Source organism: Tannerella forsythia, from assembly GCF_001006485.1.
Classification (GTDB): Bacteria; Bacteroidota; Bacteroidia; order Bacteroidales; family Tannerellaceae; genus Tannerella; species Tannerella forsythia.
The window spans coordinates 1-13,452 of the sequence record NZ_JUET01000003.1 but is presented as its reverse complement, the minus strand read 5'-3'; the positions used below and the strand labels follow the sequence as shown (position 1 = coordinate 13,452).

The following is a 13,452-nucleotide window of genomic DNA, read 5'->3' as shown; positions in this document are numbered from 1 at the left end:
GCCGCTCCGGTACGGGCTGTTGCTTACAAGCACCTCTCTTTCCGTGCAGAAAACGAATGATGCGGCAAGGCGGTATCAACAATTGAGCTTCACCGTCGTAAAAGAAAACAGTGAAGATTACGTCATGGTTTGTAATTTGTGATACCGGCTTATTCGGAAGAATTGCTCTTTGCTAACGCTCGTTCAGCGAATAGGAATCAGGTAAGACAGTTTGGCCGAGAACACCTGAGGGGAGGCTTTGGAAAAAACGTCTTGACGGCGAGTGTTGTAGAAGTCTCCCAACGAATAGTAATAGCGTGCTTCGAGCTGAAAGCAACCGATTCCGGTACGTATTTCAAGTCCCGGCCCGCCGCACAGTCCCCACGCAAATTTTTTTTCGGCCGCCATCGTATGCTGAGCATTTGTTTTATTGGGGGTTGCTCCCCGCAGGTTTTCTTCCGTGCTTTCACCCGTCAGCCATCCAATTTTCGGACCCATATTGAAGAAAAAACGCACCCGTTCACTACCAAAATAAATATGCGTTAAAAACGGCATTTCGATGTAGTTCATTCGGCGGATGTATCGATAATCAAGATACGTTTCGGGATTGGGATAACCTTCGGGCGCTTCGAAACGTTCGTTCCAGCCCTGCTGCTTGAAGTTGGCTTCGAGTTGCAAGCCAAGGTTTTTTTCCGTAATCCATCGCACCGTCAGTCCCCCGTTGTACCCTAATAGCAATTGTTGCTGCACCTTGGGCGCAAAAAACACCGACGAAGCATTGATGCCACCTGAAACACCGGCTACCCATTCCTTATGAAACGTTTCCTGCGCCTGTAAAGGGCAAAAAAGCACGACAGCCAGAGCCATAAAAAGTAAGTTCCGTCTTTTCGTCCTCATTCGGTTCGTACGATAGATAAGTCTTTGTTGTAATGCACAAAGTAGAGGTTCGTATTCATGAATCCGCCCCAGTTGTTGGTGCGCGTATCGAAGCGCAGACCGGTCTGCAGGCTCTTGTAAGGCATCTGCCGGAGATAGTCTTCGAAATGAGCACCGAGTTTACAGATGGCGCTCATGAAGTACATGCCCGTGTCGAATCCCAGCATCGCATAACGGGGATACGTCTGGCTCATATTTTTTTTATACCAGTATCTGTACTTTGCGCTGAAGCTTTGTGTCTGTGACGAGAGGCTGTTCACATAAAACGGCGTATAGATATAGGTGTTGAGTGCAAAGAAATCTTCGATACACTCATTCGTGTACGTCTGCCATTCCGGATAGCCGAAGAGCGTCAGTTGATATGCCTGATTTTTGTCGGCCAGTGTGCGCAACGGCCCTTTGATTTTCACGAGAGCCTCGAGTGAACCTGATAAAGGCATGACGAGATTGGGTTTTGTAGTGCTCAGCATGCCGGCAATATCGTTACGGAAGGTTCGCTCGTTATAATTGATCTCACGGAACGGAATATTTTTCTGATTCATATCAGCCTTGAATGTGCGGATAAACTCCATTTTCGGTTCTTTATCGCCCGTATTGACCAGTATCACATTGTAATTCGCGAACAATGTGCAAGCGCGCATCGTCGCAAAGGAATAGAGGTACGATTGAGGGGTATTCACCTGAAAGACGTAGGCATTGCCCGAAGTAACCCTGTCGCTCTTCGACGATAAAGGGATCGCGTATTTGATCTCATGCTTTCTGGCAAAATTTGCAATCATCTCGATTTGTTCGTTTGTAACGCCTCCAATCATCAGATGTACATCCGTCAGACGTTCGTTTTTGAGCACTTCTTGTGTTTTCTGTATGCCGTCGCCAATATCAAACACCGACAAGTCGATCGAACAGCCCATCTTCTTCAAACTATCTACTGCCAGCAGAAAACCTTCATAATACTCAACGATACGCGCCGAATTCTTTGTGTCGCTCGTTTGAAACGGCAGTAGCAAAGCTATTTTCGCGACATCGACACGTTGCATCTCTTTCCGGTACTTAATCAGAGCATTGATATCGAATTCATTCGCTTCATGCGCTTGTGTCGTGACCGTTTCTTCCGTTTCCATCGGCACCTTGATGATCATGCCTGCTTGCAGTCCGCTTTTCAACCCCGGGTTAAGTTTGATGAGCTCACTGCTGGTCGTGTTGAATTTCTTGCAGAGGCGATACATCGTTTCTTTCTTCTTGACTTTATATTCGATTTCTTTCGTGACCTTTTGGAGGGCTCTCGTCGGTAACGATTCGATCAGGGTAGCCGGAATACGGATGGTCTTTCCGGCAGAGAAAGTCAAAGATGTCAGCCCTGGATTAGCCTTCGTAATAGCTTCAGCCTGCACATTATATTGTTTCGATATGCCATACAGCGTTTCACCTGCACGGATGGTATGATACGTGTGTAGGTCTTCTGTTCCCGTAGCGGGATGATCAAAAGCATGTTTCTGAGGGATTTTCAATATCTCACCCACTTTGATATAGTCTCGGCTTGTCGGATTGAGACGATAGATTTCTTCTTTATCAATATTATACATTGCCGAGATGGCATATACCGTCTGTCCGCGTTCGACCGTATGGTGAAATATATTTTCGTCTTCTCCGTTATTTGTAAGAGGTTGTGACCGATTTTCCTGTGCGAAAACAAACGTTATCGACAAGCTGAATAAAAAGGTGAGCAGGTGAATGGTATATCTATTCATTGTTCTTCAATTATTTTTTTTAGGCAAAGATAGCATATATTTTTTCATCCGAACAACCGATAATAGAAAAAACTCGTGAAGGAAAGTGGGTGGAGTCTCCTTGTCGTTGTAGGATAAAGTTGTACTTTTGTAAGCTGATTCGGAATACGTATGCAAAAAAGAATGTTTAGGATAATCACAGGCAGTATGCTCCTACTGATACTTTCAGGAGCTAAACTGTGGGCACAGTATCAGGTCGAGGGTAGCACCAAAAAGCCGTTGAAAGTGGTGGAAAATACGGCATATAAATTGCAGGTCTATTTAGTCTATGGCATGGAAGGGGTGACGATCAGATATACTTCCGCCTCTGCTTCGCATCAATGGTTTCGTTATAAAACGAAGGCAACCGTTGAAGATGAATGGGAAGCTGTCCCTGCAACACAGAACGGAACAACTTCGACGGTGATCAATCCGGCGGAAGGATACGGCTATTTTGTTAATGACGGGGGGATGAAACATTATGTTTGGCTAATCGATTACAGCAAATATCCGTTTAACATCAACCATCTGAAGGTTGACGAATCATCCGATCCCTGCTCGGGCTTACGTCTTGCCGGCACGGTGGACATGCCGTCGTTAACATACTTTCTGCCGGACGGAAAAGAAGCCGAGGTCAAGCGCGAGTTTGAAGTAAGTTATCTGACGCAAAAATGGAGTGAATCCGGAAAACAATTTATTGAAGAGTTGGCGATGGATACGCTCAGAGGAAATCCGTTCGGTACGCAAATCCGTCCACCTCTACGCGATACGAAAATTGAATTGACGGGAGATTTGTTTGCACGTCACTTCGGAGTAGAACGATCCGCTGCGACCGATTTATTTAAAACGGCAGCCATCGAGGTACATGCCGACACGCTTGTTTCGTCGGAAAGCAAAACGAATCTATCACGAAAGGACGGAGAGTTGCTCGCTCCGGCCGATGTTCATTTTAAAGCGTATGCCAATACTCCCGTCGCTTCGCTGTTCGTTTGGCAGATTGTGAAGAAAGAACCGGCAGGCGACAGACCGCTTGTCCGTTTTACGGAGCCGGAGATGGATTATACGTTCGATACGGCGGGCGAATATAAGGTAACGCTCGAAGTGAGCGATCGCTCGGGAAAATGTACGCACAACGAGACATCATACCATATCCATATTACGGAGACCGTCGTTAAGGTTCCGAATGTATTTACTCCGGGCGATTCGCCGGGAGTGAATGATATTTTCAAGGTGGTTCATAAGTCGGTGGTACGTTTTCAGGCGTGGGTATTCAATCGATGGGGAAATGAATTGTATCACTGGACCGATCCGAATGAAGGATGGGATGGTAAGTATCGCGGAAAGTATGTACCTGCGGGAGCTTATTATTATGTGATCGAATATACGGGAACCGACGGAAAAACGCATACACTGAGCGGAGATATTAATGTCGTAAGATCAAGTAGAAGAAACAGTCAAAAACCCTAATGAAAAAAGACATAAGCACAATTATCATTGCTATTTCGCTGACTGGTGGGATCGGCCTGACGGCATGCCTGTCGGTCGGTTCACAAGACTCGGAGCAGGTGATGCAGGAACGGCCGGCTGTTTCGTCGGTCACCATGACGCCTGCTGTCCCTACGCATGTTACATTTTGCGGAGAGAAAATCGATCTGACCCGATATAATATGTATGAAAGCATGGACAGAGAGTTGAGCAGCTTCACTTACTTTCACTCAACGACCATGCTGATGATCAAACGGGCAAACCGTTATTTTCCCGTGATCGAACCGATCTTGAGAGCCAACGATATCCCGGACGATTTCAAGTATCTGGCCGTTATCGAGAGTCACCTTGATCCGCGAATCGTTTCTCCGGCGCGGGCTGCGGGCATATGGCAGTTTATGGAGGCAACCGCCAAACAGTACCAATTGATTGTTACCCCGACAGTAGATGAACGGTACCATGTGGAACGTGCTACGGAAGCTGCCTGCCGTTATCTCAGGGAGGCTTATGTCAAGTATGGCGACTGGGTTTCGGTGGCCGCATCGTACAATGCCGGAATGGGGCGCATCTCGACCGAATATGCTCGTCAGAACGAAGCGTCGGCACTGAATTTGTGGTTAGTCGAAGAGACATCGCGCTATGTATATCGGATTTTCGCCATCAAACAGATTTTTGAGAATCCGTATAAATATGGCTTTGTGCTACATACGAAAGATTTATACCGTCCGATTTCATGCGAAAAGGTGATCGTTTCAAACGATATTCCCGATCTGGTAGCATTTGCCAAATCGCATAACATCACGTATGCCGACCTGAAACGTTTTAATTCATGGTTGAGAGATACGAAACTCGTCGTCAATGGGAAAAGCTTTGCAATCTTGATTCCGAACAAAAAAGACATGTATTATAACGAACCGAACCAAACGGTGCACGATAAACGTTGGGTGGTACGGTAAATACCGGCTACGGAATGTTTCAGTAAATAATTATGGCGAAAAAAAAAGAAAATAGTCAAAGCGAGCAGATCGAAAGGGGAAGTATCGGCGTCTGGGGAGCACGTGTTCACAACCTGAAAAATATTGATGTCGTACTGCCCCGTAACAGTTTATCCGTGATCACTGGGATGAGTGGAAGCGGTAAATCGTCGTTGGCGTTCGATACGATCTTTGCCGAAGGGCAACGACGTTATATCGATACGTTCTCGGCGTATGCACGAAATTTCTTAGGGGTGATCGAACGTCCCGATGTAGATAAGATCACCGGATTGAGTCCGGTGATCTCGATCGAACAGAAAACGACGAACCGAAACCCGCGTTCAACGGTCGGGACGACCACCGAGGTATACGACTTCTTACGTCTGCTCTATGCACGTGCCGGCGATGCCTATTCGTATCTGAGCGGCGAAAAGATGGTCAAGTATACCGAAGAACAAATCTTGGAACGGATCTTTCAAGAATACAAAGGCAAGAAAACCTATATACTGGCTCCGTTAGTGCGCAACCGAAAGGGACACTACAAGGAACTGTTCGAACAGATACGCAAGAAAGGTTATCTGCATGTTCGTGTCGATGGCGAGTTGCAGGAGATACGTCACGGCATGAAGTTGGATCGTTATAAGATGCACAGCATCGAGGTAGTGGTCGACAAGATGATTGTTTCCGCAACCGACGGGCAACGCCTGAAAGAAAGTCTCCGTACGGCAATGAAGCAAGGCGATGGATTGATCCTCCTGCTGGATGCCGACCGTGACGAGACGCGGTATTACAGCCGGCGACTGATGTGCCCTGTGACAGGACTATCCTACAGTGAACCGGCACCGCATAACTTCTCGTTCAATTCCCCGCATGGAGCATGCCCACGCTGCAAAGGACTCGGAGAAGTGAATATTCTGGACATGAAAAAAATTGTCCCGGACCCTTCCATGAGCATTTATAACGGAGGTATCGTGGCATTAGGGAAATATAAAAAGTCACTCATTTTCTGGCAGATCGAAGCACTTTGCGAAAAACATGGTGTCACGATCAAAACACCTATTAAAGAGATTCCCGAAGAAGCGATGGATGAGATTATGAACGGTACCGAAGAGAGGATTCATATTCGGAACGAATCGATGGGAAATTCCGGCTATCTTTATGCTTACGAAGGAGTTGTCAAATATATCCTGATGCAGCAGGACGATGATGCTCCGGCTTCGGCGCAGAAATGGGCAGAGCAGTTTATCAGCATGACGGAATGTCCCGAATGTCATGGGCAACGCCTGAATAAAGAAGCCCTTCATTATCGTATCGATGGCAAGAATATTGCCGAGCTGGCTCAGATGGATATAGCCGAGTTAGCCCGATGGGTAAACAGGATAGAGAAGAAAATGTCGCCCGTGCAACAGCAAATTGCGGTGGAGATATTGAAAGAGATTCGTTCCCGGCTTGAATTTATTCTGGAAGTCGGCCTTGATTACTTGTCCTTGAACCGACCTTCGTCCACCCTCTCCGGGGGAGAGAGTCAGCGTATCCGACTGGCTACGCAGATCGGCAGCCGATTAGTCAATGTGCTGTATATCCTCGACGAACCGAGCATCGGACTACATCAGCGAGATAACAAACGGCTCATTGACTCACTCAAGGAATTGCGTGACATGGGTAACTCTGTGATTGTCGTGGAACATGACAAAGACATGATGTTGAATGCCGATTACGTAGTTGATATGGGGCCTAAGGCCGGTCGTCTGGGCGGCGAAGTCGTCTTTGCCGGTACTCCGCAAGAAATGATCGCAACCGACACGCTGACGTCTTCATACTTGAACGGAAAAAGATCGATCGATGTACCGGCCGTTCGCCGTAAAGGGAACGGCCATTGGCTTGTGTTAAAAGGAGCTACAGGGAATAACCTGAAGAAGGTCGATGTCTCGTTCCCGCTAGGTACGCTGATTTGCGTCACCGGCGTTTCGGGAAGTGGAAAATCAACCCTGATCAATGCGACCTTGCAACCGATCCTGAGCAGACATTTCTACCGTTCGCACCGCTCGCCTCTCAGCTATCAGTCAGTCGAAGGATTGGAACATATCGATAAGGTGGTGGATGTGGATCAGTCGCCGATAGGACGATCTCCTCGCAGTAATCCGGCTACGTATACCGGAGTGTTTTCGGATATTCGTAACCTGTTTGTCGAACTGCCCGAGGCGAAGATACGCGGGTATAAACCCGGACGTTTCTCGTTCAACGTGTCGGGAGGGCGATGCGAGACTTGCAAAGGGAACGGATATAAAACGATTGAAATGAACTTCTTGCCCGACGTATTGGCTCCTTGCGAAGATTGCCACGGCAAACGTTATAATCGTGAGACGCTGGAAGTACGCTATCGCGGCAAATCCATCGCAGACGTGCTGGATATGACCATCAACATGGCTGTCGAGTTTTTTGAAAACATACCTTCTATTCTCAATAAAATCAAGGTGCTGCAAGATGTGGGACTGGGATACATCAAGCTGGGACAACCTTCGACAACCTTATCGGGAGGGGAAAGTCAACGGGTGAAACTTGCGGCCGAACTGTCAAAGCGCGATACGGGACGTACACTCTATATTCTGGACGAACCGACTACAGGATTGCATTTTGAAGATATCCGCGTACTTCTGGACGTGCTGAACAAACTTGTCGACAAAGGAAACACGATCATCGTGATCGAGCATAATCTGGACATCATCAAATGTGCCGACTATTTAATCGACATGGGCCCTGACGGCGGAAAACAAGGCGGACAGATACTGTTTACCGGAACACCGGAAGCGTTGGTAAAAGCGCGGACAAAGAGTTTTACAGCACCGTTTTTAAAAGAAGAACTATCTGACAATAATAATATGAAATAAAAAGATGAAGAATCCGATACAGATGATCAAGCAATGCAACGAGAAGGACGAGCCCTACTTTCTGTTGCGCGGTCAGGATATTTGTGCACTTCCTGCCATCGAAACTTATTACGAAAATGTTAAAGACAAGGTGAAAGATTCGCGTTTTATCGAAGAGATCGAAGAAATCATGAAAGACTTCCGCGCCTATTCGGAAGAACAGCAGATGCACATTCCGGACTGACCTGCTGACAAAAAAAACAACGAGAAGGATAACCGCAACCGATGTCCGATCTATACAAAACTATTCGTGCCACAAGCGAAGGCTATTATACGGAGAAACGCAGCCGTTTTTTATCGTTCGCCATCCCTGTGCGTACCCCCGAAGAGGCTAAGTTGCAGGTGGAGGCCTGCCGAAAGAAATATTATGATGCGCGTCATGTCTGCTGGGCTTATATGTTGGGTGCCGATCGAACCACCTTTCGATCCAACGACGACGGAGAGCCTTCATCGACAGCCGGCAAACCGATACTCGGACAGATCAATTCGAAAGGACTGACGGATATCCTCGTGATCGTCGTGCGCTATTTTGGGGGCATCAAACTTGGCACAAGCGGCCTGATAGTTGCTTATCGTTCGGCCGCTGCCGAAGCGATTGCTGCCGCCGAAGTAGAAGAGCGTACGGTAGATGCGGAATGTACTGTGGTATTCGAATATCCTTCTTTGAAGGATATCATGCGGGTGGTGAAAGATATGCAACCTGCGATCGTTTCACAAACATTCGAAACAAATTGCGAGATGACACTCCGTATCCGTCAAAGCCGGGAAGAGATATTAAAGAGCCGTTTGTTGATGATCGAAGGTGCTTATCTAAAAGACGACGAACAATTAACAATTGACGATAAAAAAGAGTCTTTATAACTCAAAAAAAAAGCTGTCCCGAAGATTCGTATTTCCCGAGACAGCCCTTTTCTTTGTAGTGATGAAATATGTTTACTTAATGATCCTGAATTTACCGACCAACGGAAGCTCTTTCATTTCACCTTTAGCGGCATTGATAATCCCGATAATGGCAAAAATAAGGATTACAAAGTTCAAGAGACCGATAATGCCGAAAAAAGGAGACACGAATGTCAATACCGTGGATAGTAACCAAATCACGAATCCTGCAATAAGAAGAATAAGCCCCTGATTCGTATGGAAACGTGCAAAACGCGATTCCTTAGCGGCAAACAGCGGAACAAAAACGAGAAGTCCAAAATAAGCAAGGATGGCCATTACTTTGTTAGCCTGTACATCTTGCGGATCTGCGGTAAAGTTTTCTTGTGACATACTAAACTATTTTTTAAAAGTTAATACTATAATATATGTATATAATTGTTTCCAATCAGAATTTCCGCAAAGATACAAATCTTTTCAAAACCCTATAAAGAAATCCGATATTTTTTATCTGTTTTGTTCTTGTTTCTTTTCTCATTTGAATGGATGCCACAAAAACACAGCATTCTTCAAACAGCACAAAAAAAAATTTATATCTTTGCGGTCGATGATTTCTAAAACCAGGCAATGATGACAGGAAGCACATTGGTCGACGATCTTTTGATCAGGCGAAAGAAGGTACAGGAAGCGCTCGTTCGGGCAGGAATGGAAGGTCTCTTACTGGCCTCCGAAGTAAATATCTATTACATGACCGGGTACGTCTTCAACGGCTATTTCTATTTATCGGCCGAAGGAGAAACACAGTCTTTCGTAAAGCGTCCGATCGATTTTGCAGGCGAACAGGCAATATTTATCCGCCGACCGGACGATATCACCGCCTGTTTCAAGGCGCAGGGCCGGCCACTCCCTCAAAGACTCATGCTCGAAGCCGACGGACTCTCTTACAACGATTATATGCGTCTGGCTACGCTCTTCTCTCTTGTTGAGACAGGCAATGCCTCCACGCTGATGCGCACTGTAAGAATGGTAAAGACCCCCTGGGAGCTGGAGCAGATGCGTTACTCGGCCGAACGACATGCAACCACCTACGCTGAAATCCCTTCTTGTTTTCGCATGGGAATGACCGATCTGGAGTTGCAGGTGGAGATTGAACACCGAATGCGGCTCAACGGCTCCATCGGACTGTTCCGCACCTACGGCCCCAACATGAGCATTTTTATGGGAAGCGTGCTGGCCGGACGAAATGCCGCCGCCTCTTCACCTTTCGATTTCGCGCTTGGCGGAGCAGGACAGACGGCTATTTGCCCCATCGGCGCTAATGGTACGCCGCTGACCGACGGCACAGCCATCCTGATCGATATGGCCGGAAACTATACGCCTTACCAGACGGATATGACACGGGCATTTTCCGTCGGTCGACTGTCCGATAAGGCATATCGCGCTCATCAAACGGCGCTCGACATACAGGCGGCCGTAGAGGCGACCGCGCGGGTCGGAACAGCTTGCGCCGAGCTGTATCAGTTAGCCCGCTCGATGGCAGAGAAAGCCGGACTGGCGGACTGCTTCATGGGCATACGCCAGCAGGCCAGGTTTGTCGGTCACGGCATCGGACTCGAAATCAATGAGCTCCCCGTACTCACACCGCGTTCGAAAGAAGTCTTGCAACCCGATATGGTCTTTGCCTTCGAGCCGAAGTTCGTGATCGAAGGCTCGGGAGCCGTAGGCATTGAAAACAGCTTCCGTGTTACGACGGAGGGACTTGAAAAATTGACTCGATTTGAGGAACAAATAATTTCTTTAACATGATGAAAAAAACAGTTTTTTTGGTCTTGCTGGCATGTCTTGCATGGCAAGCCCGCGCTATGGAACCGGAACAGGTAAAACCGGTTAAAAACCTGATTGTCTTGATCCCTGACGGGACGTCGCTGGCCACGATCTCTACCGCCCGCTGGTATCAGTGGTACATGAACCCTGACATGCCCAAGCTGGCTATCGACCCTTACATCTGTGGTACGGTACGCACACACTCGTCGAACGCTCCGATCGGCGACTCGGCACCAACCACTTCATGCTATATGACCGGTCACCCCAGTCGTACAGGCTATGTGGCGACCTATCCGCCGCATGATCCCGGAAATGACATTTATCCGATGGACCCGAAACGCGCCTACCAGCCGATGACGACGCTGTTAGAAGCCATGAAACTTGTGCAACACAAGGCTACGGGATTAGTCTTCACCTGTGAATTTACGCACGCAACACCGGCCGACTGCTCGGCGCACAGTTACAGCCGCAAACGTTACGAATGGATCGCTCCGCAGATGGTACATAACGATATTGATGTAGTTATTGGCGGAGGCACTTCGCTGCTCGACGAAGCCGGCGAAGCTTATCTGAAAGCAAACGGATACAATGTATACCGTAACGACATGGCCGGAATGCGCAGCGACAACTCGAATAAAATGTGGGCCCTGTTCGGCGACCGCGATATGGCGTATGACATCGACCGCGACCCGGCACAACAACCGTCCATCGAAGAGATGACGAAAAAAGCATTAGACAAACTCTCGAAGAACGAAAACGGTTTCTTCCTGATGGTAGAAGGAAGTAAAGTAGACTGGGCAGCGCACGGCAACGATCCGGTGGGCATGCTGACCGATTATCTGGCTTTCGACAAGGCGTGCCGCGTAGCGTTCGATTTTGCACGCCGCGACGGCCATACGCTCGTTGTGATGGTATCCGACCATGGAAACAGCGGGTTCAGCCTCGGACGCCGCGACTGCAAAGGATACGACAAACTCACGAAAGATCAGCTGTTCGGAACCGTTACACAAATCAAACTCTCGGCCGACGGATTTGCCAAGAAGCTCAACGAACAACCGTCTTCGGCCGTGCAGGAGATTTTCCGCCAATATGCCGGCTTTGAATTGACCGACGAAGAACTCCAGAGTCTCTATCATTGCAAAGGCTACAAGAACAGTCCGATCTCTGAGAACGAACGCAGTGAGAAAGAAGCACTTGCATCGCTCTACAGCAGCTCGCTGAATGGGTTCATTGCCAAACTGATTACCTCGAAAACATGCTTCGGCTTTACAACAAACGGCCATACGGGCGAAGATGTACTTCTGGCGGCCTATCATCCGGCAGGTACTCTGCCTATGGGAATGCATACGAATATTGAGCTGAACCATTATATGACCGCCGCCGTGGGGCTGACGGGCAAATTGGACGAGCTGACCGACGCCAACTTCGCACCGCATACCGAAGTGCTGAAAGGCTATACGTATTCCATATTGCCTCCGGCTACGGAAAAAGAAAACCCCACACTGGTGGTGAAAAACAAGAAAAAACAGCTCACCATCACGCCTTATACGAACATTGTCAAACTGGGCAAGAAAGGAAAAGAAGAAATGCGGCTGCAGACGGTGATCGTCTATGTCGACAAGAACGAAACCTTTTACCTGCCTCGTACGATTACCGACTATTTGAAATAAAAATTCATTGCCGTCCGATAAAACGGCATAGAGCCAACAAACAGATGCTTGACAATTGATAATCCAAAGTCAAGTATCTGTTTTTGATTTCCAAGCCCCCCAGTCAAAAAACGATAATTGTAGCAGAGGTGATTCCGCTGTTGCTTTAAGCCTCGCTTCCCAATCTTTTTCGGGATGATTGAACCCAAATTACGCGATACACGGTTCGGCGTTTACCATTAATAATGAACGTACGAATGTACGACAAGGGTTACGTCAGGCTTACAGCCCTTCGCCGAGACGCGATGCCTTTTTCCCCAGCGCTTCGCATTGGGCTGAATTAACACGCCCTTTCAGGGCTCTTACAGCAGTCAGCCGTCAGTTCCGCATTCCTCCTTGGAAGGGGGGAAAGGGGGATGTGCATATCGGCGTTATGACGGTTGAACACAGAGGTTTGCCCCTACATGAACTGCCCTTTCCTCTACCCTGTCATTCAGAGCACTTTCCTTGTCATTCAGAGCGTCAGCGATGAATCTTTCCTCTTCCTCGCGGGATTCCTCACGGCGTTCGGAATGACAGGGGTACATGTCGTAGAGACGCAAATCATTGCGTCTCTACGGTGCGTACTGCGTTCATTTGCGAAATTTGCATTCGGACACCGTGTACCCTGTACATAACCATTACCCGAAAGGGCTGCAAACCCGATATATTTCAGCCCCATCCCGTAAGGGTGGGGTCCCGTCCAACCTTGTTCGGAGGGCTGTAAGCCTGATGTAATTTATCGGTCAGTATTCAGCCATCAGCTTCCATCCAACAATCAAACAACTCAACAGTTCAACAATTCAACGCCCGAAGGGCATCACTTTTCACTTTTCGTTTCTCACTTTTCACTTTTCTCATTTTTTGATCAATTTCTGCGTGTACGTCTGTCCGTTTTTGACCACGCGCACGAAGTACAGTCCTGCCGGCAGTCCGGCCATCGGGATTTGGAACGTCGGCTCATTCGTCCGGAACGAGCGCAGCATCCTCATAC

Annotated in this window: 11 protein-coding genes; 7 read left to right on the top strand and 4 right to left on the bottom strand. The window is 47.9% G+C overall.

Going from position 1 to position 13,452, the window contains the following annotated elements:
* Nucleotides 1-183: 183 nt before the first annotated feature.
* Complete coding sequence (locus tag Tanf_RS00135; protein ID WP_046824464.1) at nt 184-876, bottom strand: porin family protein; 693 nt, start codon at nt 874-876, stop codon at nt 184-186.
* Complete coding sequence (locus Tanf_RS00130) at nt 873-2,663, bottom strand: LysM peptidoglycan-binding domain-containing protein (RefSeq protein ID WP_046824463.1); 1,791 nt, start codon at nt 2,661-2,663, stop codon at nt 873-875. The genes Tanf_RS00135 and Tanf_RS00130 overlap by 4 nt, the downstream gene beginning before the upstream one ends.
* Nucleotides 2,664-2,825: 162 nt before the next feature.
* Between Tanf_RS00130 and Tanf_RS00125 the strand changes: the two genes are divergently transcribed.
* Genes Tanf_RS00125 through Tanf_RS00105 form a run of 5 tightly spaced genes read left to right on the top strand, consistent with a single transcriptional unit; the run spans nt 2,826 to nt 8,928 of the window.
* Nucleotides 2,826-4,148, top strand: a complete 1,323-nt coding sequence (locus Tanf_RS00125) for a T9SS type B sorting domain-containing protein (protein WP_052448942.1) — start codon at nt 2,826-2,828, stop codon at nt 4,146-4,148.
* Nucleotides 4,148-5,122 carry a lytic transglycosylase domain-containing protein gene (locus Tanf_RS00120; protein ID WP_014225787.1) on the top strand — a complete coding sequence of 325 codons (975 nt, stop codon included), beginning with the start codon at nt 4,148-4,150 and terminating at the stop codon, nt 5,120-5,122. The genes Tanf_RS00125 and Tanf_RS00120 overlap by 1 nt, the downstream gene beginning before the upstream one ends.
* A gap of 32 nt (nt 5,123-5,154) precedes the next feature.
* Nucleotides 5,155-8,028: an excinuclease ABC subunit UvrA gene (gene uvrA, locus Tanf_RS00115; protein WP_014225788.1), complete on the top strand. Its 2,874-nt coding sequence runs from the start codon at nt 5,155-5,157 to the stop codon at nt 8,026-8,028.
* Between the two features lie 4 nt (nt 8,029-8,032).
* Nucleotides 8,033-8,251, top strand: a complete 219-nt coding sequence (locus Tanf_RS00110) for a hypothetical protein (RefSeq protein WP_014225789.1) — start codon at nt 8,033-8,035, stop codon at nt 8,249-8,251.
* Between the two features lie 41 nt (nt 8,252-8,292).
* Complete coding sequence (locus Tanf_RS00105) at nt 8,293-8,928, top strand: IMPACT family protein (protein ID WP_014225790.1); 636 nt, start codon at nt 8,293-8,295, stop codon at nt 8,926-8,928.
* Nucleotides 8,929-9,000: 72 nt separating this feature from the next.
* On the opposite strand, the gene Tanf_RS00100 is transcribed toward Tanf_RS00105, so the two are convergent.
* Nucleotides 9,001-9,339, bottom strand: coding sequence for a magnetosome magnetite crystal formation protein family (locus Tanf_RS00100; RefSeq protein ID WP_041590884.1), 339 nt, complete (start codon nt 9,337-9,339; stop codon nt 9,001-9,003).
* Nucleotides 9,340-9,576: 237 nt separating this feature from the next.
* On the opposite strand from Tanf_RS00100, the gene Tanf_RS00095 reads away from it, so the two are divergent.
* Both Tanf_RS00095 and Tanf_RS00090 read left to right on the top strand, forming a co-directional pair.
* The gene (locus Tanf_RS00095; RefSeq protein WP_046824489.1) at nt 9,577-10,752 is read left to right on the top strand and encodes a M24 family metallopeptidase; all 1,176 of its coding nucleotides are present in this window, start codon (nt 9,577-9,579) and stop codon (nt 10,750-10,752) included.
* On the top strand, nt 10,752-12,440 hold the full coding sequence (locus Tanf_RS00090) for an alkaline phosphatase (protein ID WP_046824488.1): 1,689 nt from the start codon (nt 10,752-10,754) through the stop codon (nt 12,438-12,440). Before Tanf_RS00095 ends, Tanf_RS00090 begins: the two co-directional genes overlap by 1 nt.
* A gap of 875 nt (nt 12,441-13,315) precedes the next feature.
* On the opposite strand, the gene Tanf_RS13970 is transcribed toward Tanf_RS00090, so the two are convergent.
* On the bottom strand, nt 13,316-13,452 hold a 137-nt coding region (locus tag Tanf_RS13970; protein WP_152652233.1), incomplete at its 5' end, for a T9SS type A sorting domain-containing protein.

Coding starts and splice junctions, on each gene's coding strand:
- Tanf_RS00135 (WP_046824464.1), bottom strand. CDS start 876: ATGAGGACGAAAAGACGGAACTTACTTTTTATGGCTCTGGCTGTCGTG.
- Tanf_RS00130 (WP_046824463.1), bottom strand. CDS start 2,663: ATGAATAGATATACCATTCACCTGCTCACCTTTTTATTCAGCTTGTCG.
- Tanf_RS00125 (WP_052448942.1), top strand. CDS start 2,826: ATGTTTAGGATAATCACAGGCAGTATGCTCCTACTGATACTTTCAGGA.
- Tanf_RS00120 (WP_014225787.1), top strand. CDS start 4,148: ATGAAAAAAGACATAAGCACAATTATCATTGCTATTTCGCTGACTGGT.
- uvrA (WP_014225788.1), top strand. CDS start 5,155: ATGGCGAAAAAAAAAGAAAATAGTCAAAGCGAGCAGATCGAAAGGGGA.
- Tanf_RS00110 (WP_014225789.1), top strand. CDS start 8,033: ATGAAGAATCCGATACAGATGATCAAGCAATGCAACGAGAAGGACGAG.
- Tanf_RS00105 (WP_014225790.1), top strand. CDS start 8,293: ATGTCCGATCTATACAAAACTATTCGTGCCACAAGCGAAGGCTATTAT.
- Tanf_RS00100 (WP_041590884.1), bottom strand. CDS start 9,339: ATGTCACAAGAAAACTTTACCGCAGATCCGCAAGATGTACAGGCTAAC.
- Tanf_RS00095 (WP_046824489.1), top strand. CDS start 9,577: ATGACAGGAAGCACATTGGTCGACGATCTTTTGATCAGGCGAAAGAAG.
- Tanf_RS00090 (WP_046824488.1), top strand. CDS start 10,752: ATGAAAAAAACAGTTTTTTTGGTCTTGCTGGCATGTCTTGCATGGCAA.